Annotated in this window: 20 protein-coding genes; 11 read left to right on the top strand and 9 right to left on the bottom strand. The window is 62.0% G+C overall.

Annotated elements, in window-relative coordinates; genetic code table 11:
* Position 1 precedes the first annotated feature (1 nt).
* From GO499_RS03790 to GO499_RS03830, 9 genes are all read right to left on the bottom strand, one after another.
* Positions 2 to 649, bottom strand: a complete 648-nt coding sequence (locus GO499_RS03790) for an aspartate/glutamate racemase family protein (protein ID WP_161860938.1) — start codon at positions 647 to 649, stop codon at positions 2 to 4.
* Positions 650 to 1,393 (bottom strand): aspartate/glutamate racemase family protein, encoded by a 744-nt coding sequence (locus tag GO499_RS03795; RefSeq protein WP_161860939.1) that lies wholly within the window; start codon positions 1,391 to 1,393, stop codon positions 650 to 652.
* The gene (locus GO499_RS03800; protein WP_161860940.1) at positions 1,390 to 2,802 is read right to left on the bottom strand and encodes an amidase; all 1,413 of its coding nucleotides are present in this window, start codon (positions 2,800 to 2,802) and stop codon (positions 1,390 to 1,392) included. The genes GO499_RS03795 and GO499_RS03800 overlap by 4 nt, the downstream gene beginning before the upstream one ends.
* On the bottom strand, positions 2,799 to 3,710 hold the full coding sequence (locus GO499_RS03805) for a polysaccharide deacetylase family protein (protein ID WP_161860941.1): 912 nt from the start codon (positions 3,708 to 3,710) through the stop codon (positions 2,799 to 2,801). Before GO499_RS03805 ends, GO499_RS03800 begins: the two co-directional genes overlap by 4 nt.
* A complete protein-coding gene (locus GO499_RS03810) occupies positions 3,707 to 4,507 on the bottom strand; it encodes an ABC transporter permease (RefSeq protein WP_161860942.1) in 801 nt (266 codons plus the stop codon). The genes GO499_RS03805 and GO499_RS03810 overlap by 4 nt, the downstream gene beginning before the upstream one ends.
* Entirely contained in the window at positions 4,504 to 5,334 is an 831-nt protein-coding gene (locus tag GO499_RS03815) for an ABC transporter permease (RefSeq protein ID WP_161860943.1), read from the bottom strand. The genes GO499_RS03810 and GO499_RS03815 overlap by 4 nt, the downstream gene beginning before the upstream one ends.
* Positions 5,331 to 6,392, bottom strand: a complete 1,062-nt coding sequence (locus GO499_RS03820; protein ID WP_161860944.1) for an ABC transporter ATP-binding protein — start codon at positions 6,390 to 6,392, stop codon at positions 5,331 to 5,333. Before GO499_RS03820 ends, GO499_RS03815 begins: the two co-directional genes overlap by 4 nt.
* Positions 6,392 to 7,441 carry an extracellular solute-binding protein gene (locus tag GO499_RS03825; RefSeq protein WP_161860945.1) on the bottom strand — a complete coding sequence of 350 codons (1,050 nt, stop codon included), beginning with the start codon at positions 7,439 to 7,441 and terminating at the stop codon, positions 6,392 to 6,394. Before GO499_RS03825 ends, GO499_RS03820 begins: the two co-directional genes overlap by 1 nt.
* Before the next feature lie 161 nt (positions 7,442 to 7,602).
* On the bottom strand, positions 7,603 to 8,295 hold the full coding sequence (locus GO499_RS03830; RefSeq protein WP_161860946.1) for a GntR family transcriptional regulator: 693 nt from the start codon (positions 8,293 to 8,295) through the stop codon (positions 7,603 to 7,605).
* A gap of 291 nt (positions 8,296 to 8,586) precedes the next feature.
* Between GO499_RS03830 and GO499_RS03835 the strand changes: the two genes are divergently transcribed.
* The 11 genes from GO499_RS03835 to ytfQ all read left to right on the top strand — a co-directional run bounded on the left by GO499_RS03835 (position 8,587) and on the right by ytfQ (position 19,632).
* Positions 8,587 to 10,194 carry an ABC transporter substrate-binding protein gene (locus tag GO499_RS03835; protein ID WP_284154884.1) on the top strand — a complete coding sequence of 536 codons (1,608 nt, stop codon included), beginning with the start codon at positions 8,587 to 8,589 and terminating at the stop codon, positions 10,192 to 10,194.
* A gap of 34 nt (positions 10,195 to 10,228) precedes the next feature.
* On the top strand, positions 10,229 to 11,182 hold the full coding sequence (locus tag GO499_RS03840; protein WP_161860947.1) for an ABC transporter permease: 954 nt from the start codon (positions 10,229 to 10,231) through the stop codon (positions 11,180 to 11,182).
* On the top strand, positions 11,179 to 12,072 hold the full coding sequence (locus GO499_RS03845) for an ABC transporter permease (protein WP_161860948.1): 894 nt from the start codon (positions 11,179 to 11,181) through the stop codon (positions 12,070 to 12,072). The genes GO499_RS03840 and GO499_RS03845 overlap by 4 nt, the downstream gene beginning before the upstream one ends.
* Entirely contained in the window at positions 12,059 to 13,096 is a 1,038-nt protein-coding gene (locus tag GO499_RS03850) for an ABC transporter ATP-binding protein (protein WP_161860949.1), read from the top strand. Before GO499_RS03845 ends, GO499_RS03850 begins: the two co-directional genes overlap by 14 nt.
* The gene (locus GO499_RS03855) at positions 13,093 to 14,064 is read left to right on the top strand and encodes an ABC transporter ATP-binding protein (RefSeq protein ID WP_161860950.1); all 972 of its coding nucleotides are present in this window, start codon (positions 13,093 to 13,095) and stop codon (positions 14,062 to 14,064) included. Before GO499_RS03850 ends, GO499_RS03855 begins: the two co-directional genes overlap by 4 nt.
* On the top strand, positions 14,061 to 15,227 hold the full coding sequence (locus GO499_RS03860) for an amidase (RefSeq protein WP_161860951.1): 1,167 nt from the start codon (positions 14,061 to 14,063) through the stop codon (positions 15,225 to 15,227). The genes GO499_RS03855 and GO499_RS03860 overlap by 4 nt, the downstream gene beginning before the upstream one ends.
* A gap of 1 nt (position 15,228) precedes the next feature.
* Positions 15,229 to 15,696 carry a RidA family protein gene (locus GO499_RS03865; protein WP_161860952.1) on the top strand — a complete coding sequence of 156 codons (468 nt, stop codon included), beginning with the start codon at positions 15,229 to 15,231 and terminating at the stop codon, positions 15,694 to 15,696.
* Positions 15,693 to 16,895 (top strand): diaminopropionate ammonia-lyase, encoded by a 1,203-nt coding sequence (locus tag GO499_RS03870; RefSeq protein WP_161860953.1) that lies wholly within the window; start codon positions 15,693 to 15,695, stop codon positions 16,893 to 16,895. Before GO499_RS03865 ends, GO499_RS03870 begins: the two co-directional genes overlap by 4 nt.
* A complete protein-coding gene (locus GO499_RS03875) occupies positions 16,885 to 17,790 on the top strand; it encodes an N-carbamoyl-D-amino-acid hydrolase (protein WP_161860954.1) in 906 nt (301 codons plus the stop codon). Before GO499_RS03870 ends, GO499_RS03875 begins: the two co-directional genes overlap by 11 nt.
* 23 nt (positions 17,791 to 17,813) lie before the next feature.
* On the top strand, positions 17,814 to 18,527 hold the full coding sequence (locus GO499_RS03880; RefSeq protein WP_161860955.1) for a hypothetical protein: 714 nt from the start codon (positions 17,814 to 17,816) through the stop codon (positions 18,525 to 18,527).
* Between the two features lie 154 nt (positions 18,528 to 18,681).
* Complete coding sequence (gene ytfQ, locus GO499_RS03885; protein WP_161860956.1) at positions 18,682 to 19,632, top strand: galactofuranose ABC transporter, galactofuranose-binding protein YtfQ; 951 nt, start codon at positions 18,682 to 18,684, stop codon at positions 19,630 to 19,632.
* The last annotated feature ends 16 nt before the right edge of the window (positions 19,633 to 19,648 follow it).

Below are 19,648 nucleotides of genomic sequence, written 5' to 3' on the forward strand. Positions count from 1 at the left end.
CTCACGGCAGGTTCAGCAGCGCTTCGGCTATCAGGGCGCCGGCGTTGCCACCATCGATAACCCGCGTCTTGGTTCGCGGTGCGATCCGTCGGGCGGCTCCGGCGAGGACGGCCCCGAGCAGGACCACCGTGCGTGCGCCATCTGTCGCCAGTTCCGCAGTGGCGGCGAGCAGCAAACGGTCCAGTTCCGTCTTGTCGCCTTCGCGATAGGCAGAGGGAGCGTCGAACGCGCGCCAGCCGACGCAATCCGTTTTCAGGTCACAATGGGTCAACGTCTCTTCATAGAGGGGAACCAGAGAGGCTCCGAGGGTGATAAAGCCCAATGGACCGCCGCAAAGGCGGGCAAGAGAGATTGAGGCCTCCGTCATACCGACGACGGGGATGGAGAGGCTGCCGCGCAGCTCAGTCAGGGCGGTGTCAAAAGACACCGCGAGCATGATGGCGTCCGCATTGTTCATGTGCTCGTGAGCTGCGGTGAGTACGCCTTGGTGGGCCAGCGCGTTGTCCTCGGCCGAGCGGATGATCGGCGGGCCGTCTTCGGGGGTCACGGGAATGACATGTGCGCGGTTGCAGAGGGTGCTGGCCATCTCATCCGCGACGGTACGGGTAACGTACGCTGTGGTGTTGGCATTTAGGCAAAGGATGCGCATTCACCCGTCACCCTCAAACTGGGCGGCAAGGGCGGCGGGCAAGCCAGTGGTCGCCTTGCCGGGCGGGCGACGGTAGGAGCCCTTCGACGCGCCGTCGGGGGCCAGCAAGGCGAGGGTTTCGGCCTGTCGGACGGCACAGGCGACCGGATCGATCAGCACGGCCGGAACCTCCTCGGCAATTTCACTAGCGAGGCCGGCAAGCGGGGCACCGCCGAGAATGACACAGTCTGCTCCGCCGGCGGCCGCTTCCTGCGCGAGGCGTGTAAGTTCTGCGCGCATGTCGACCTTGAGGTTGCCGAGACTGCCGCTCTGCCGTTCCGGCGCGTGGAAGCCGCTGAGGCGGCTTTGCACACCGGCAGCGGCGACGGAGAGGGCGTACCAGGCAATCATATCGGGCGTGAATGTGACGATGGCGAAACGCTCCCCCAGCATGCAGGCCGTCAGGATTGCGGCTTCGGCGAGGCCGGTGACGGGCAGGTCGTAGAGTTCGCGGGCGGCATGGAGGCCGGGGTCGCCGAAGGCGGCGACGACGACAGCATCGACCTGATCCTGGTAGTCGGCGATTATTTCCAGCGTGATTGTGCCGGCAAACTGCGACTCTGCGCGGGAAGAGATGTAGGGAAATCCGCGGGTGGCGGTAACGGGGATGATTTCCGTTCCCGGCGAGGCCGCGAGGCGGGCGACTTCGGCCATGCCGTCAGTCATGCCGGTTGTCATATTGGGATTGAGCAGAAGGATTTTCATGCGGCCTCGTCGGGGAAGGGTGCCGAAGTCAGTCCGGCGGAAAGAAAGATTGATTCGAAGTGGCGAGCGGCGGCGAGAACGCTCCGGTCTGCGCCGACGCGGGCGATGATCTGGAGACCGAACGGCAGGCCCCGCGGATTGCTGCCGCAGGGCAACGACAGGGCCGGGGAACGCGCGTGGTTCATTTGCGGGGTGAAGACGGCGTGGTCGCGAGGGCTGGCGGGTCTTCCACCGATGGACTCCGGCCCTGGACGACCCAGCGGCCATGCAGCGCAGGGCGTTGTCGGGCAGAGCAGCAGATCGTAACGGGTGAAGAACGCCGCGAGGGCGGTACGCATGGCGCGTCCGGCATCGAGCGCGCGGGCGACGGCGGTGCCGGGGAGGGCGAGACCCTGTTCAATCTGGGTGCCTATGTCGGGGTCAAAGAGTTCGGGGCGCGATTTCCATTTCTGGCCGTGGAGGGCCGCGAGACCTGCGAACTGCAGCGGCATGAGTGCACCTTCGTTCCCGCCGTCGGGCCAGTCGGGCGCGGCGTCGTGGATTACGACACCAGCGGAACGCAAGGCATCTATGGCGGCGAGGGTGACAGCGGTGGCATCAGCGTCCATTGCCACGTCGCGCCCCATGCGGGGCGCAAAGGCGATGCGGAGGGACCGGGATTCCTCCGCTGGCGCAAGTGTGAGCCGGCTGATGACATCGCGTTCCTCGGCGCCAACCAATGTTTCGAACAGCAGAGAGAGGTCGGCGGCGGTTCGGGCCATGGGGGCGATAGTGCAGATGTCCCAGAACGGTTCCGGAAAGCCGGGTCCGTAGGGAATGGCACCCTGCGACGGTTTGAAACCGATGACGCCGCAGTGGGCTGCGGGCCTGCGGCCGGAGCCGCCGCCATCGGTGCCGAGGGCGAGGGGAACAATACCGTCGGCGAGGGCCGCCGCGGATCCGCCGGAGGAGCCGCCGGGGGTAAGGTCCTTGTCCAGCGGGTTGCGGGTGGTGCCGTAGAGTGGCGTATTGGTAACGCCCTTGCAGGCGAATTCGGAGCAGGTGGAGATGCCGAGGATCAGGGCTCCGGCGGCGCGAAGGCGGGCCGTGGCGATGGCGTCTTCCGGTGCGATGTGATCTTCGAACAGGCGTGACCCTTGGGTTACGCGCCTGTCTTTTACCCAGATGTTGTCCTTGATCACGACCGGCACGCCCGCGAGGGGCAGGGCTTCGCCAGCGGCAATGCGCTGTGTCAGGGCAGCGGCCTCGGCACGGATCGGTGCGGCTTCGATCCGGGTCAGGGCATTGATTGTGGGATTACGCTCCGCCGCTCGGGCGAGCGCCGCTTCGGCCAGATCGAGGGGCTCGATCTGGCCGGCAGCCACGGCGGCGGCAATGGCGGAGGCGGACTGATCAAGCAAGGTGGTCATGCGGGCTTCCATTCCGGCAGGCCGGAGGCGCGCCGCCAACACGCGGCGATCTGGGCACGGGTGGCGAACCAGACGCCGCCTTTGGCGACCATGTGGGCAAGCAGAGTTTCGAGACCAGCTATGCGGGCGGGACGGCCAATGATGCGCAGGTGAAGACCGATGGAGAGCATTCGGGCCTCGGTGGCACCCTCGGCCCAGAGACGCTCGAACGCGGCGATGCTGTAACGGGCGAAGTCCTCGGCATGGGTGAAGGAGCCGCCGGGTTGGAAGCGCATGTCGTTGGTATCGAAAGCATAGGGAATGATTACATGGGGCCTGTCGCTGACAGTGTCGATCCGTGGCACGTCATCGTCATAAGCATCTGAATCATAGGCGAATCCACCGTGCTCGCCCAGCAGCCGGCGGGTGTTGGGCGACGCGGCGGAGCGTGTGTGCCAGCCTTGCGGTGGCTGCCCGGACGCCGCAGCAATGACGGCGTGGGTGCGGGCGATGATCGCACGTTCTTCTGCCTCATCCATGCCGGCATGGGATTCCCATCGCCAGCCGTGACACGAGATTTCGTGGCCCCGCGCGACGGCGTCGGCGAGAAGCCACGGCAGGCGCTCGGCCGCGCGACCACAGGTGGAAAAGGTGGCGGGGATATCATGGGCGGCGAGCGCATCGGCGATGCGGCGATAGCCCTGACGGGGGCCGTAGGCGAAATGGCTTTCCAGACATGGATCCGGTGCCCCGATCACCTCTTCCCTCGCCTCGTAGATGGATTCGTTGCGCATGTCGCCATCGGCGACGGATAGCTCGGCGCCTTCCTCGACGTTGACGACGACGGAGACGGCAAGGCGCGCACTGTCAGGCCATGGTGGTGGCGGAGCGCTACTCTGATACCCGCGAAGGTCCCGGCGATCGATCATCCCTGGATCATCCGGTTAAGACCGACGGTTCGGGCTCCGACCATCAGGGCGACGAGGGCAAGCAGGATAAGGCCTGTGGACATCGCGGCGATCGATGGATCCGGCTGCTCCTCCAGATACTGAAGCATCTTGATGGGAAGGGTCTTGTTGCGGGCATCGGTGAGAAAGATCGAGATCGGATAATTATCCATCGAGGCGAGAAAGGCGAAGAGGCTGGCGGTGAGGAATGCGGGCGCAAGTCCCGGAATCAGCACCTTGACCACGGCCATCGGATAGCTGAGGCCGAGGGTGCGGGCGGCGTCGATCAGCGAGAAGTCGAACGCGCCCATGGCGGCAAGCAGGGTCCGCATGACGAACGGCAGTGTGATGACGATATGGCCGATCAGAAGGCTCCAATAGGCGTCACGCAGACCGATTTCACGCAGGAACTGCAGAAGGGCGACACCGACCACGAGACCGGGCATCATCAGCGGTGAGACCGAGAAGGTTGCGATCGCCTGCCTTCCGGGGAAGCGACCGCGGGCGACGGCCATGGCGGCGGCGGTGCCGAGGACCAGGCTGAGGAGGGTGGAGACGGCGGCGAGGTTGAGTGACAGCATCACGGCATCATAGAGTCCCGAGCGGCGGGTCATCGCTTCGTACCATCGGAAGGACCAGCCTGTCGGCGGAAGAGTGTACACAGAACTGTCGCTGAACGAGACGGCGACCGTCAGAACCAGTGGCAACATCAGGAAGACGACGACGAAGGCGGCCATGGCCCACGCGAACCAGCGGGCGAAGAGGTCGGTGCGAGTCATGCGCGGCCTCCTGACACGCGGGACGCCAGCCAGCTTGAACCGACGACGACGGCGACCGCGATCAGCAGAAGAATGGCGGAAATCGTGGAGCCGGTCTGCTCGTCTCGCAAGTAAAGGAAGGACCGCGCGATCAGCATGGAGAGTGTCTGCTGGCGTTCTCCAACGATTAGACTGGGGATGACGTACATCGACACGGCCAGCGAGAACGTGAATGCGGAGCCGGCGATGATGCCGGGCAGGGTGAGCGGAAGGGTGACGCGGAAGAAGCGGAAGAAAGGCCCGGCACCGAGGGTGGCGGCAGCCTCTGTCAGTGCGCCATCGATCTGACGGATGACGGCATAGATCGGCAGGACCATGAAAGGCAGGAAGACGTTGGCGGCACCGATGATGAGGGCGGTTTCGGTAAACAGCATCCGCACCGGCTCCTCGGTGATGCCGAGAGCCATGAGCGTTTGGTTCAACAGGCCGTTGGAGCGGAAGAGGATCGACCAAGCGAAGGCCTTGACGATGACGCCGACTGAGAGCGGCAGGATCATCGCGACAAGGATCAGCGTCTGGGCAAGCCCACGGGCTCGGGCGAGGGCGAAGGCTGTTGGATAAGCAAGTGCGAGCGACAGTAGGGTTGTGAGCAAAGCGACACGGAGGGTGCGCCACAAGACGGTGAGATCATAGCTGTCAGTAAAGAAGTCGACATAGGCAGAGAGGGAGAATCCGGCCGGTCCCTGAAAGCTCTTCAGCAAGAGGATGATGAGAGGCAGGGCGTAGAGGGCAGCGAGATAGAGCAGCCCCGGCGCGGCAAGGAGGGCGAAACGATCTACACGCCTCACGCCGGAACCTCATAGACCAAGGTGTTTTCAGGTGCCCAGCCAAGTGTGAGCTTCTGGCCCGGAGTGATGCCGGAAACGGTGCCGGGGAGTTCACAAAGCAGACGGTCGTCACCTTCGGATCGACAGTGAACATGAGTTTTCGAGCCGAGGATCATCACGTCGGCTACTTCTGCGGACAGCGTGATCGGAGCATCGCCGAGAGTGATGTTTTCGGGCCGGACGCCGATAAGCAAGGGCGTGCCGTCTGGAATCGGGTCGGGCAAGGGGAGGGTGCCGTAAGCTGTCTCGGCCGAATTGCCGCGGGCGGTGGCGTGGATACGGGTAGAGAGGCCGACGAAATCGAGCGCAAAAGGTGTGGCGGGCCGGGCGTAGAGTTCGGCCGGTGCGGTAAACTGCTCAATCCGGCCTTCGTTCATCACGGCGATGCGGTGGGACACGGCGAGAGCTTCTTCCTGATCGTGGGTGACGAAGATGGCTGTGATCCCGCGATCACGCAACAAAGTCTTCAATTCGACTTGCATGGTTTCACGTAACTTTCGATCAAGTGCGGAGAACGGTTCATCCAGCAGGAGCAGATCCGGCTGAACGACGAGGGCGCGGGCGACCGCGACGCGCTGCTGTTGACCGCCGGAGAGTGCGGCAACGGGGCGGTCGGCGAATTCGGTCATGCGGACGAGATGGAGAGCCTCGGCTACACGGTCGGGGATGGTGGCCTTGTCGACCTTTCGGGCACGCAGGCCGAAGGCGACGTTTTCGGCGACCTTGAGGTGGGGAAAGAGGGCGTAATTCTGGAAGACGACCGAGACGTTGCGCTTGTGGGCCGGAGTGCGGGTGACGTTTCGGGTGCCGATGGATATGTTGCCATCATCGGATGAAACGAGCCCGGCGATCAGGCGCAGGAGCGTGGTCTTGCCGCAGCCGGACGGGCCGAGGAGGGAGACCAGCTCCCCCCTGGCGACGGAGAAGTCCAACCCGTCGATTACGCGAGTACCGTGGTAGCTCTTGGAGAGGCCCACGGCGTCGAGGTATCGTGCCGTGGGAGTGGTAGCATTGGTCATCAGGCCGCCATCAGCTTGTCAAAACGTTCGATCCAGTCTGCGCGGTTGGCGCTGACGAAGGCCCAGTCGGGCGAGAAGATCGGAACGCCTTCAGGTGTCTTGGCTCCGGCGGAAACCGTGGTGTTGGCCGGGACGGAGGAGGCGAAATCGGCAATGGCGGCCTGCATGTCCGGACCGAGCATCTCGTTGACATAAGCTGCGGCGAGTTCGGGGTTCGGGCCGTCCTTGACGAGACAGATGCCCGACGGCATGGCGAAGATGCCTTCCGCCGGGGCGGCGAGATCGACCGGCACACCCTCGGCCTTGCGGGGAAGGGTGTAGGAGGAGAAGTTTCCGGACAGCATGGTGATTTCGCCCTGTTCGAGCAGGTTAAAGGCCTGACTCATGACGGCGTAGGTCGTCAGTACGTTGGGCTTGAGTTCGGCCAATTTGTCGAAGGCGGCGTCGATCTCGTACTGGGCCTCGGCGAAGGGTTTGCCGGTGGCGAGCATGGCGGCGGCGAACAGTGTCCAGCTGCCCTCCGTGTTCTGTAGTGAAGGGATGATGACCTTGCCGCTGGCCTCCGGTGCCCAGAGTGCTGACCAACTGGGAACGCCATCAATGGCGTCGCTGTTGTAGGCGACACCGGCCCACGGCTGCACGTAGTTGCACCACATGCCGTCCATGTGGGTGGCGTCGGGGCGAAGGTCGGTCATGTTCGGGGCGGCATCGGGCGTGATCGGGGTGAGGAGATCCTCCTCTACAGCGAGAATCATAACGGGATCGTCCATCTGGACAACGGAGAGGTAGGGCCTGTCCTTGTTGGCGCGCATCTTCTCGAGGTTGACGCTAGACTTGGTGCCTTCGAAAAGGATCTCAGCGCCGATGGTTTCCTTCATATGTGGCGCCACGATTTCTTCCATCCAGGCGGAGTGACTGCCGGCACAGCCGATAACGAGTTCGTTGGTCTGGGCGCGCAGGATGGTTGGCGCGGCGAGCGTGCCGGCCGCGGCGAAAGCGGAGGTACGGAGAAGGCTACGTCGTGTGAGGCCTGGGTTGAGAATGGTCATCTTTCGAGGGCTCCCTGTTGGATGAAAAAATGGCATGCCATTTGTCGGAGCCTTCGGGGAATAGCCGGTGGATGGCAAGTTAAACTGCCATCGTGGCCAGCATCTGGATGCTTTTGTGGAGAATATGTGCAGAAAGCCCGCCCAAATCGCCTATTTGATGGTCAGAACTCTGCCTGCTGATCGCTTTGTTCCGAATCGGCGCGTAGGGCGGCGGCGACGGAGATGCCAGTATTCATCAGGTGGCCCGACCAGATTTCGCGGGCGGCGTCGGGATCGCGAGCTTCCAGGGATGCCATCAGCGCGCCGTGCTCCGACACGGCCTGGTTCCAGCGTTCCGGGTTCATAATGGCCATGTAGCGGCCGCGCTGGGCCAGAAGCATGAGGCGGCGGTGGGCATTGGCCAGCACGGGATTGGCGGCGATGCGCAGGATGGCTGCGTGAACGGCGCTGTTGGCGGGAAAGTAGTCATCCAGGTTGCCGGTCTTGTGGAAGTGGACGATGCGCGCGTGCTGTTCCTGGAGTGCGTCGAGTTCGGTGTCTGTGATCCGTTCGGCGGCGCGGGAGGCGGCAATGCTTTCCATCCCGGAGATCACTTCGAAGAGATCTATGGCATCCTCGGCGGTGTAGGGCGCAACGCGCGCGCCGCGATTGCGGAAGATTTCCACAAGGCCGTCTTGCCTCAGAAGTTTCAGGGCTTCGCGCATCGGGGTTCGGGAGACGGACAGTTCGGCGCAGAGTTTCCGCTCCACTATATGTTGTCCGGGTGCCAATTGCCCCCTGATGACCATCTCCCGAAGTTTGTCGGCGACGTGTTCCGTGAGTGAAAGCGGTTCCTGCTCCGGGGTGTCCTGCATGTGATTCACAGTGGCGTCCTTCGTAATCTGTGAATGCAATTCTAACGCGATTGCAAATGGCATGCCAACTCATCCAGTTTCGTCGTAAGCCGTGTTCGGTGGGGCGACCTGATGTGCTGTAATTCTGGGCATCAAGGGCATCAATTATGACTGATAATCAGTCAAAATAGAAATACTGGCTATTTTTAAATCTTAAGTGCGTGCTGTGAGTTGACTCTCAGGGTGGATGGAATGCCATCGGACAGAGCTTGCAGAAAGCGGGCCGCCGGAAACCACAGGGGACCTTCATCAATGAGAATGACACGATTGAAGAGAAATTTCGTCGCGCTGACTGCGGCACTGACGCTCGGGGCCTTGCCGGCTCTGGCACAGGGCACTTTGCGGGTGGGCATGACGGCATCCGATATTCCGCTTACCACCGGCCAGACGGACCAGGGTGGCGAAGGCATGCGGTTCATAGGCTACACTGTCTATGATGCGCTGATCAACTGGGACCTGACTTCGGCGGATAAGCCGTCGGTCCTGATCCCCGGTCTGGCAGAAGAATGGTCCGTCGATCCGGAAGATCAGACAAAATGGACCTTCAAGATTCGCGAAGGCGTCAAGTTTCACGACGGTTCCGAGTTCGATGCTGAAGCGGCCGTCTGGAACTTCGACAAGCTGCTGGACAATGAGAGCGAACAGTATGATCCGCGCCAGTCGGCACAGGGCAAGTCTCGCATACCAGCGGTGACGTCCTACACGGCGATCGACAAATACACACTTGAAATAACCACGGGCACGCCGGACGCGACGCTGCCTTATCAGCTTGCATGGATCCTGATGTCTTCTCCTGCCCAATGGGAGGCGCTCGAAAAGGACTGGGAGCAGGTGGCGGCCAGCCCGTCGGGCACAGGCCCGTGGATGCTGGAAAGCTTTGTGCCTCGGGAGCGGGCCGAGCTTGTACCGTTCGCCGATCATTGGGACGCGACGCGGGTGCCGAAGCTGGAAAAGATGGTGCTGATCCCCCTGCCTGAGCCGAACGCGCGGTCAGCCGCGCTGCTGTCAGGGCAGGTGGACTGGATCGAGGCACCGGCTCCGGACGTGATTCCGGCGCTGGAGGGCAACGGCTTCGAAATTGTATCCAACACCCTGCCGCACAACTGGACATGGCACCTGAGCAGGGTCGAGGGGTCGCCGTGGAATGACATAAATGTGCGCAAGGCGGCCAACCTCGCCATTGATCGCGAAGGGATGAAGACGCTGCTCGGTGGTCTGATGGTGCCTGCCGAGGGGTTCCTGCCGCCGGGCAGCGCCTGGTTCGGGACACCTGACTTCGAGGTAAAGTACGACCCGGAAGCGGCGAAGGCGCTTTTGGCCGAATCGGGCCATGGGCCGGACAACCCATTGCAGGTGAAGGCGATGATCTCGCCGTCCGGTTCCGGCCAGATGTTGCCGTTGCCAATGAACGAGTACGTTCAGCAGAACCTTGCGGAAGTGGGAATCGAGGTGGAATTCATCGTCGTGGAATGGAACACGATGATCAACATCTGGCGCGCGGGCGCGGCTGACGAAAGCAGCCAGGGCGCGCACTCGATCAACTTCACGTATTTCATTCAGGACCCGTTCACCGGCCTGATCCGTCACCTTTCGTGTGACCTCATTGCGCCGAACGGCACGAACTGGGGCCATTACTGCGACCCGGAGATGGAGGAGTTGTTCCAGAAGATCCGAACGACTTTCGACCCGGAGGAGCAGACGAAAGTGCTGCAGGAGACGCACGAGAAGTTCGTCAACGAGGCGTTGTTCCTGATGGTGACGCATGACGTTGCGCCGCGGGCGATGAGCCCGAAGGTGAAGGGCTTCGTGCAGGCACAGAACTGGTACCAAAACTTTGGTACCGTGACGATGGAGGACTAAGGTTGCGGGGGCTTCGGCCCCCCTTCCGATCGCCATGCTTGGATATCTTTTTCGCCGCCTCGTCTATGTGATTCCTGTTGGCCTCGGGGTCAGCCTGATCTGTTTTCTGCTTGTCCATATCGCGCCGGGTGATCCGCTGGTGGCGGTAATGCCGATCGACGCCACCGCGGAACAGGAGGCGGAGATGCGGGCCGAGTATGGCTTCGACAAGCCCTTGCCGGTGCAGTTCGGCATCTGGCTGGGCAACGCCTTACAGGGTGATCTGGGTAAATCCATCGCGACGGGCAGACCGGTGGCGAGGGAAGTGGGCCGGGCTGTGGGCAACACACTGCTGCTGGCTGCGGCGGCGAGCCTGATCGGGTTTCCCCTGGGGCTGCTGTTTGGGTTCATGGCTGGTTATCTGAACAATACGGTCTGGGACCGGCTTGTGACGGCCGTCGCCATCGGGGGCGTTTCCACCCCGAACTACTGGCTGGGCATGGTGCTGGTGATCATCTTCTCGGTGACGCTCGGCTGGCTGCCGTCCATGGGGGCGGGGCCGGGCGGATCCTCCGATTGGTCGTGGGACTGGGCGCACATGAAACACCTGGTGCTGCCGGCGATAACGCTGGCGGTGGTTCCGATGGGCATCGTCATGCGGACCACACGGGCCCTCGTGGCCGATATTCTCGATCAGGATTTCGTGCAGGCGCTGGTGGCCAAGGGCATGACCCGAAGAGGGGTGCTGGCACATGTCGCTCGCAATGCTGCACCGACCGCGTTGTCTGTCATAGGGTTGCAACTGGGCTATCTGCTGGGTGGTTCGATCCTGATAGAGACGGTCTTCAATTGGCCCGGGTCAGGTTACCTGCTGTCCGTGGCTATCCTGCAAAGGGACCTGCCGATGCTGCAGGGAACGATACTCGTGCTGGCCATGTTCTTCGTCGCGCTGAACCTTCTGGTAGACTTGGCGCAATCCTTCATCGACCCAAGGATCAAGCGCGCATGACCGACGTTGCCGACGACACGACCATCGCTGTGGAAGCGCCGTTGCAGCCGTCGCGCGGATATTGGGCCGGCGTGTGGCGCCGCCTTCGGCGCGATCCTGTCTCCCTGGTTTGTGCAGGGCTGCTGAGCCTGCTCGTTCTGGGTGCGATTTTCGCGCCATGGCTGGGGATGGCAGACCCTTATACGGGGTCAATGATGACACGCTTGAAACCCATCGGGACCGAGGGCCACCCGCTGGGCACAGACGAACTGGGTCGCGATATGCTGGCCCGATTGATCTACGGCGGCAGGTTGACCCTTTTTATAGGCATTACGCCGGTGGTTCTGGCCTTTCTTATTGGCACGTCGCTGGGATTGATCGCGGGCTATGTCGGCGGCTGGATCAACACCATCATCATGCGAACGGTGGATGTGTTCTTTGCCTTCCCGTCGATCCTGCTGGCGATTGCCATATCCGGAGCGCTGGGCGCAGGCATTACCAACTCGCTGGTGTCTCTGACCATCGTGTTCATTCCACCGATCACACGGGTGGCGGAAAGCGTCACCGCCTCTGTCCGGGCGCTGGATTATGTCGATGCCGCGCGCGCGACGGGGGCCGGGGACTTTACCATCGTTCGAGTGCACGTTCTGGGAAACGTGATGGGGCCGATCTTCGTCTATGCCACGTCGTTGACATCCGTCTGCATGATTATCGCGGCAGGGCTGTCGTTCCTTGGGTTGGGGGTGAAGCCGCCGGAGCCTGAATGGGGGCTGATGCTCAATACTTTGCGCACCGCCATCTACATCAATCCCTGGGTCGCCGCGCTTCCGGGCGTGATGATCTTCATAACTTCGCTTTGCCTGAACCTGCTGAGCGACGGCCTGAGGAGTGCCATGAATGTCCGTCAGTGAGAAACAGACTCTGGGTTTGAAGGACAAGGGTGGGCCGCGCCAACCGCTGGTGACGGCTGACAATCTGACCTGCCACTTCCCGGTACGTGCCGGGGCCTTCGCCCCGAAAAAGGTTGTGAGAGCCGTCGATGGCGTCAGCTTTACCGTGGCCAAGGGCGAAACGCTTGGTGTTGTCGGTGAATCGGGTTGCGGCAAGTCCACGACTGCGCGGCTGCTGATTGGATTGGCGCCGGTGACATCGGGCCGTATGCTGTTCGACGGTCAGCAACTGGGCGAAGAGCTTTCGATGCGGGAGCTACGCCGTGGTGTGCAGATGGTGTTTCAGGACAGCTATGCCTCTTTGAACCCGCGGCTGACCATCGAGGAGTCGATTGCTTTCGGCCCGAAGGTCAACGGTGTCGATCCGGGGGAGGCCAGGCGGATTGCGCTGGACCTGCTGGAACGGATCGGGCTGGACCCTGGGCGGTTTGCCGGCCGATACCCGCATGAGCTGTCAGGTGGGCAACGGCAGCGGGTGAACATCGGTCGGGCGCTGGCGATGCGGCCGCGGCTGGTGATCCTCGACGAGGCTGTCTCGGCGCTCGACAAGTCAGTGGAAGCACAGGTGCTGAACCTGCTTGCGGACCTGCGCCGCGATTTCGATCTGACCTACATGTTTATCAGTCACGATCTCAACGTCGTGCGCTTCATCTCCGACAGGCTAATGGTGATGTATCTAGGCGAAGTGGTGGAGATCGGCCCGGCGGAGGCGCTCTACGAGCGGCAGGCGCATCCCTATACGGCCGCACTTTTTTCGGCGATGCCGTCGATGGACCCGGAGGCGCGGACGGAGGTGCCACCACTTGCAGGTGACCCGCCCAACCCCATCGATCCGCCCACTGGCTGCCGGTTCCATACCCGTTGCCCGTTCGCGGAAAGCGTCTGTGCACAGGCAAAGCCGCGGGCAATGACGATTTCTGAGGGCCACCAGGTGGCCTGCCACATGCATGATCCGGCCTCGGGCCATGGCAAGGTGGCGGCATGAGCAATCTGGTCGAAATGAAGAATCTGACAGTCCGGTTTTCCGGGGAACGCACGGTACATGCCGTGAACGACGTGAGCCTTGATCTGAAAAAAGGTGAGGTCGTCGCGTTGCTGGGCGAGAGCGGTTCCGGAAAATCGGTGACGATGAAGGCACTCATGCGACTGCTTCCGGGCAAACGAACGCGGATCGGTGGTACGCTGAATTTCGATGGGCGGGATATCCTGACACTAAAGGGCAGGGCTCTATCAGATTTCCGTGGGGGTGAGGCGGCGATGATTTTCCAGGATCCGGCGCTGGCGCTGGACCCGGTCTATACCATCGGCCAGCAGATCGCCGAGACGGTGATGCGGCATGAGGGGCTAAGCCAGAAACAGGCGATGGCGCGGGCGCTGGAGATGTTGGAAAAGGTCCGTATTCCGTCGCCGGAACGCCGGTTGAAAAATTATCCGCATGAGATGTCCGGAGGGATGCGACAGCGTGCGATGATCGCACTGGCGCTGGCCTGCAAGCCGAAATTGCTGCTGGCGGATGAGCCGACGACGGCACTGGACGCGACGGTGCAGATGCAGATCCTGCTCCTGTTGCGCGAGTTGCAGCAGGAGATGGGGATGGCGGTTATCTTCGTGACCCATGATATCGGGGTGGCGGTGGAAATCGCCGACCGGGTGGCGGTGATGTATGCGGGAACGATCGTTGAAACCGGTACGATAGCCGAGATCATGAAGGACCCGCGCCATCCCTACACTCGCGGCTTGCTCGCGGCCAACCTGCACGGGGCGGTGAAGGGCAGTCGGCTGGATGCCATTCCCGGAGCGCCGCCGACGCTCGAAGCGCCGCCGGATTTCTGCCCCTTCGCGCCACGGTGCCCGGAGGCGACAGCCCTTTGCAGCGCCGAGTTGCCGCCCACGATCGTGCCCTCTCCGGGAAGGCGGGTTGCCTGCGTGCTGGAGGCCGAGAACGTGATATGAGGGATCCCTACAATGCGCTGATGCCGTATCCGTCGGTGCCGGTGGCATCTGGCGACGGCCCACTCAACGGTTTGCGTTTCGTGGTCAAGGATCTGTTCGATGTGGCTGGTTACCGTACTGGATGCGGCAACGCTGTTCGACTGGCGGAAAGCAGGGTCGCTGAGCAACACGCCCCGGCGGTTGCACGGCTTTTGCAGGCCGGAGCTGTCTTCGCGGGCAAGGCCCAGACAGATGAACTTGCGTGGTCATTGACTGGCAAGAACCCATACTTTGGTGACATCATCAACCCGACTGCGCCGGACAGGATTTCGGGAGGCTCTTCATCAGGTTGTGCGGCGGCAGTCGCCGGCGGGCTGGCGGAATTCGCTTTGGGTACCGATACGGGGGGATCCGTGCGGGCGCCGGCAAGTTTCTGCGGTGTGTGGGGATTGCGCCCGACCTGGGGGCGGGTACCCCTTGCCGGCTGCATGCCCCTGGTGCCGAGTTTCGATACCGGCGGGCTGTTCGCGCGGGATGGGGTAACTCTGCTGGCTGTCGCGGCGGCCCTGCTTGGGCCTGATAACGCCAATCTGGAGGGTGAAGAACCACTTTTGGCGGAAGATCTGGTAGCGCGGCTGCCCGATGAGGTTAAGAGGGCGCTGGAGACCACGTTCGCCCGGTTATCCGGTGGCGGCGTTGATCTGTATGTCGAGGATGCCGAGACGATGCACACCTGTTTCGACACCCTGCAGTCGCGTGAGGTCGTTGAGACGCAGGGGCCATGGATCGAGGAGGTGCGACCGCCGCTCGGACCGATGATCAGGGCACGTTATACGACGTCCTTGGCCGTGACACCGGCGATGGAGGCGGAGGCGCGGAATGATCGGGAACGGATCACGGGCCAGCTGGTTGACCGGCTGGCAGGAAGGGCAGTGCTGGCACCGGTGGTGCACGACGTGCCATTACGAGCAGATGCCGGGGTGGAGCAGCAGATGGCCTTCTCGGACGCAGCGCGGCGTCTGCTTTGCGTCGCCGGTATTGCCGGTCTGCCGCAAGTGGTGTTCCCGGCGGTGAGAATTGGCGGCGCGCCGATTGGGCTTTCACTGATCGGGCCGCCGGGCAGCGACCTTGCGCTTGTGGCGCTGGCCGCACGGCTGGTTGAACCGGAAATGGCGGAGACTTGATATGGACGACGGAACGATCGAAGCAAAACTGGCGGCCTTGGGGTTGGAATTGCCGCCGGAATGCCCCCCACGGGCAAGCTTCGTCAAATACCGTTTGTGGAACGGGTTGCTCGTGCTATCCGGCCAGATATGCGAGTGGTGCGGTGAGCCGAGGTGGCTGGGACCGGTAACGGAAGAAACTTCCGTGGAAGAGATGCAGAAGGCCGCGCAGATGTGTGCATTGAACCTGTTGTTTTGTGCTAGGGAGGCACTGGGGTCGCTCGACCGGGTAGATCAGGTGTTGCGTTTAGGTGGCTTCGTCAACGCGGAACCTGGTTATGGCCGCGGGCCGGCAATCATCGATGGAGCTTCCAATTTGTTCATAGATATCTTTGGTGAACGTGGCCGACATGCGCGAACGGCAGTCTGTGTGTCCAGTCTGCCCGTGAACGCAGCAGTAGAAGTTGATGCATTGATAGCTGTGTCATGACGCTGATCGCCAATGCCGCGGCCCGGAGAGATGCCGAATGGACAGCTGCGCAGGACGAGATCCTGTCCGACGCAGGGTTGCAGGCGGCAGGTTCGGCAATCCGGAACTGGCCAAATTATCAAGTCACGCCCCTGGTCGAACTGCCGACGTTGGCGCAGCGGATGGGTGTAGCCGCGTTGCATTTGAAGGATGAGGGCGCACGCTTTGGACTGCGCAGTTTCAAGGCGTTGGGAGGCGCATATGCGGTAGCCTGCGTGCTGCGCCGGGAGTTGGAGCGGCAATCGGGTTTTCCCGTTCCTCTTGCAGAGATTACCGGCGGCAGTATGGCAGACGATGTTGCGGCCATCACTGTGGCCTGTGCGACCGACGGCAACCATGGGCGCTCCGTTGCCTGGGGCGCACAACAGTTCGGGTGTCGGGCGGTCATCTTCATTCATGAAACGGTATCGGAAGGACGGGCCGCGGAAATAGCCCGGTTCGGGGCAGAGGTCCGACGCACGAAGGGCGACTACGACGACAGCGTTCGCATCGCGAGCGAGACGGCTGCCGCCGAAGGTTGGTTCGTGGTCTCCGATACTTCATGGCCGGGATATGAGGATGTGCCGCGCGACGTGATGCAGGGGTATGAGCTGATGGCCAGCGAGGCGTTTGCCGCACTGACGCAGCCACCGACCCATATTTTCGTGCAAACGGGCGTTGGAGGTATGGCGGCTGCCGTAGCCGGATTGGCCAAACGCCGTTGGGGAAAAGCGCGGCCCGTTGTCGTGCTGGCGGACCCGGAAGGCGCTGCTTGCTGGGCCGAGAGTTTCGCGATGGGCATGCCGCAATCGGCAAAAGGCGCGGTCCGTACGATCCAGGCCGGGCTGGCATGTGGCGAGATTTCCGTGCTGGCCTGGGAAGTGCTCAAGGATCATTCCGACTGGGTGATGACGGTGCAAGACGGCGCGGCGGAGCGGATGATGCGAGCGCTGGCGCGCCCTGAAGGCGGCGATCCCGCTATTGTAGCCGGCGAGTCGGCCGTTGCGGGACTGTGTGCCTGCCTGCAGGCGACGCCGGCAGAGCGCGCAGCCATCGGGTTGGATAGCCAGTCGCGTGTGCTGGCCTTCGTTACCGAGGGAGATACCGATCCGGCGCTCTATCAGAAAATTGTCGGGGTCGATGCCGCCACCGTCCTCAGGGGAGGCGTACGTGCGCCGTAAGTTGGTCGCCGCTGTGGCGCAGATGGGACCGGTTGCACGAGACGAAACCCGTGCATCGGCGGTTGCCCGAATGTGCGAGATGATGCGGGACGCATCGGGACGGGGTGCGCGCGTCGTGGTGTTCCCGGAACTGGCGCTGACCACGTTCTTTCCGCGGTGGTTTCTGGAAGGCGAGGCGCTGTCGGCATGGTTTGAGACGGAGATGCCGGGGCCGGCGGTGCGACCGCTGTTCGAGCTTTCACAGGAACTGGGGATGGGGTTCCACCTCGGCTATGCGGAGCGGACGGATGCCGGCCGACATTTCAATACGGCGATTCTGGTCGATGGTGGTCGGTTGCTGGGCAAATACCGCAAGGTGCACCTGCCGGGTCATCGTGACGAAGAAAGCTGGCGCCCCTTTCAACATCTGGAAAAGCGTTATTTCGAAACTGGAGACCTGGGCTTTCCTGTCTTCGACGCGCTCGGCGGCAAGGCGGGGATGTGCATCTGCAATGATCGCCGCTGGCCGGAAACATGGCGAATGCTGGGGTTGCAGGGCGCGGAATTCGTGATGCTGGGTTATAACACGCCGGCGCATTATCCTCCGGCGCCGGAGCATGACCATCTCCAGTATTTCCACAACGAGCTGTCGATTCAGGCCGGGTGCTACCAGAACGGGGTCTGGGCATTGGCAGCGGCGAAAGCCGGGTGCGAGGAAGGTTGCGACCTGATCGGAGGCAGTCTGATCGTTGCACCGACCGGCGAGATTATGGCGAAAGCGGGTGGCGTTGAGGACGAGGTCATCACTGCGGAGATCGACCTAGACCGTTGTGCCGAAATCCGGCGCAACATTTTCGATTTCGCTCTGCACCGGGAACCGCAGACATACGGCCTGTTAACGGCACTGAAACCGTGAAGAACGGTGCCGAAGAGATTGCGATGGCTCTCGTAAGGGCTCGCTCGAACGGGATTTTGGCCGATACGGCAGCCCTGCCGCCGGTGGTATCGACTACGATGGCCTACGACATTCAGGCGCGGGTGGTGGCCGCGGCCGGACCGATCGGAGGGTACAAGACCGGCAGAGCATCACCGGGAGAGCCTTTGATTGCCGCGCCGATTTTCGCCAAGGAGATCCGAGACAGCGATGCGATCATCCCGTTCGAGGGAAGTCGGCTGCGAGGCTTCGAACTGGAAGTGGGCTTTCGTGTCGATACGCCTTTGCCGCGAACCGGCGGTACGGATATCGCCGAGAAACTAGCTCTCACTGTGACGCCGGTGGCGGTGATCGAAATTGTCGAGAGCAGGCTGGTCGATCCGCTTGGATGTGGGGCGCTGTGGAAGCTGGCGGACAACCAGATCAATGGCGGGTTGGTCGTCGGCGCATCCGGCAAGGTTGGGACGGAGCTTTGGGCCGACCTCCGTTTGGATGACGCGACTCTTGTTTCAGGGGGCGTCACAAACCCTGCCGGGCGACCTTGGGAAGTGCTGCAGGAATTCCTGACTTTGGCCGAGAGCCTGAGCCTCGATCTGTCAGTGGGGCAGTTGGTTATCACTGGGTCACTGACCGGATTACGCTACGCTGAAGCGGGACAGAAACTGGTGGGTGAGATCGCAGGATTGGGCCGGGTTTGCTGTCACTTTGAGGCTGAATGAAGGGTGTTGCGGAACCGAATGTTTTGAAAGCTTAACAAAATCAACAGCTTGATCGGTATTCGAAATTTTCTTCCCTAAAGTAATATAGTATGATTTATTTTCGACAGACTCACTTGAACGGGTCGAAAAATTATATCCTGGGGAGGATAGCATTATGTTGAAGACACTTCTGACCGGGGCGGCAGCCCTGGCCATCAGCACGACCATCGCGGGTGCGCAGACCATCGGTTTCAGCCAGATCGGTTCCGAATCCGGCTGGCGTGCGGCGGAAACCACGCTGACAAAACAGCAGGCAGAAGAACGCGGGATCGACCTGAAGTTTTCCGATGCGCAGCAGAAGCAGGAAAACCAGATTGCCGCAGTCCGATCGTTCGTTGCACAGGGCGTCGATGCGATCCTGCTTGCCCCTGTTGTTGCGACAGGTTGGGACGCAGTTCTGGAGGAGGCAAAGGAGGCCGAAATCCCTGTTGTTCTGTTGGACAGGCAGGTGGATTCCTCGGATGACCTGTACCTCACGGCTGTTGGCTCCGACCTTGTGCATGAAGGCAGCGTCGCCGGACAATGGCTTGTGGATACAGTTGCGGGCGAAGAGTGCCGCGTGGTTGAATTGCAGGGCACGACCGGTTCTTCGCCGGCGATCGACCGCAAAACCGGGTTTGAACAGGCGATTGCCGACCATGGCAATATTGAGATCGTGCGCAGCCAGACCGGTGATTTCACTCGGTCGCGTGGCAAGGAAGTGATGGAGAGCTTTTTACAGGCCGAAAATGGTGGCGCAGACATCTGTGCGCTCTATGCACATAATGATGACATGGCCGTCGGTGCAATTCAGGCAATCAAGGAAGCCGGTTTGAAGCCCGGCGAGGATATCCTTGTCGTTTCCATCGACGCGGTGCCGGACATCTTCCTGGCGATGGCAGCTGGTGAAGCCAATGCAACTGTGGAACTGACGCCGAACATGGCAGGCCCGGCATTCGACGCCCTGAAGGCGTACATGACGGATGGCACAATGCCCGAGAAGTTCATCCAGACCGAATCCAAGCTCTACACGCAGGCGGACGACCCGCAGGGCGAGTATGATCGCCGCAAGGGTCTCGGCTACTGATCCTAAACGTGTGATA

Source organism: Algicella marina (assembly GCF_009931615.1).
Classification (GTDB): Bacteria; Pseudomonadota; Alphaproteobacteria; order Rhodobacterales; family Rhodobacteraceae; genus Algicella; species Algicella marina.

Bases quoted from the DNA above. Each gene is read 5' to 3' on its own strand.
- GO499_RS03865 (WP_161860952.1), top strand. From the start codon at position 15,229: ATGGACGACGGAACGATCGAAGCAAAACTGGCGGCCTTGGGGTTGGAA.
- GO499_RS03830 (WP_161860946.1), bottom strand. From the start codon at position 8,295: ATGCAGGACACCCCGGAGCAGGAACCGCTTTCACTCACGGAACACGTC.
- GO499_RS03795 (WP_161860939.1), bottom strand. From the start codon at position 1,393: ATGAAAATCCTTCTGCTCAATCCCAATATGACAACCGGCATGACTGAC.
- GO499_RS03855 (WP_161860950.1), top strand. From the start codon at position 13,093: ATGAGCAATCTGGTCGAAATGAAGAATCTGACAGTCCGGTTTTCCGGG.
- GO499_RS03820 (WP_161860944.1), bottom strand. From the start codon at position 6,392: ATGACCAATGCTACCACTCCCACGGCACGATACCTCGACGCCGTGGGC.
- GO499_RS03835 (WP_284154884.1), top strand. From the start codon at position 8,587: ATGAGAATGACACGATTGAAGAGAAATTTCGTCGCGCTGACTGCGGCA.
- GO499_RS03845 (WP_161860948.1), top strand. From the start codon at position 11,179: ATGACCGACGTTGCCGACGACACGACCATCGCTGTGGAAGCGCCGTTG.
- GO499_RS03840 (WP_161860947.1), top strand. From the start codon at position 10,229: ATGCTTGGATATCTTTTTCGCCGCCTCGTCTATGTGATTCCTGTTGGC.
- GO499_RS03880 (WP_161860955.1), top strand. From the start codon at position 17,814: ATGGCTCTCGTAAGGGCTCGCTCGAACGGGATTTTGGCCGATACGGCA.
- GO499_RS03850 (WP_161860949.1), top strand. From the start codon at position 12,059: ATGTCCGTCAGTGAGAAACAGACTCTGGGTTTGAAGGACAAGGGTGGG.
- GO499_RS03800 (WP_161860940.1), bottom strand. From the start codon at position 2,802: ATGACCACCTTGCTTGATCAGTCCGCCTCCGCCATTGCCGCCGCCGTG.
- GO499_RS03790 (WP_161860938.1), bottom strand. From the start codon at position 649: ATGCGCATCCTTTGCCTAAATGCCAACACCACAGCGTACGTTACCCGT.
- GO499_RS03825 (WP_161860945.1), bottom strand. From the start codon at position 7,441: ATGACCATTCTCAACCCAGGCCTCACACGACGTAGCCTTCTCCGTACC.
- GO499_RS03870 (WP_161860953.1), top strand. From the start codon at position 15,693: ATGACGCTGATCGCCAATGCCGCGGCCCGGAGAGATGCCGAATGGACA.
- ytfQ (WP_161860956.1), top strand. From the start codon at position 18,682: ATGTTGAAGACACTTCTGACCGGGGCGGCAGCCCTGGCCATCAGCACG.
- GO499_RS03810 (WP_161860942.1), bottom strand. From the start codon at position 4,507: ATGACTCGCACCGACCTCTTCGCCCGCTGGTTCGCGTGGGCCATGGCC.
- GO499_RS03860 (WP_161860951.1), top strand. From the start codon at position 14,061: ATGAGGGATCCCTACAATGCGCTGATGCCGTATCCGTCGGTGCCGGTG.
- GO499_RS03805 (WP_161860941.1), bottom strand. From the start codon at position 3,710: ATGATCGATCGCCGGGACCTTCGCGGGTATCAGAGTAGCGCTCCGCCA.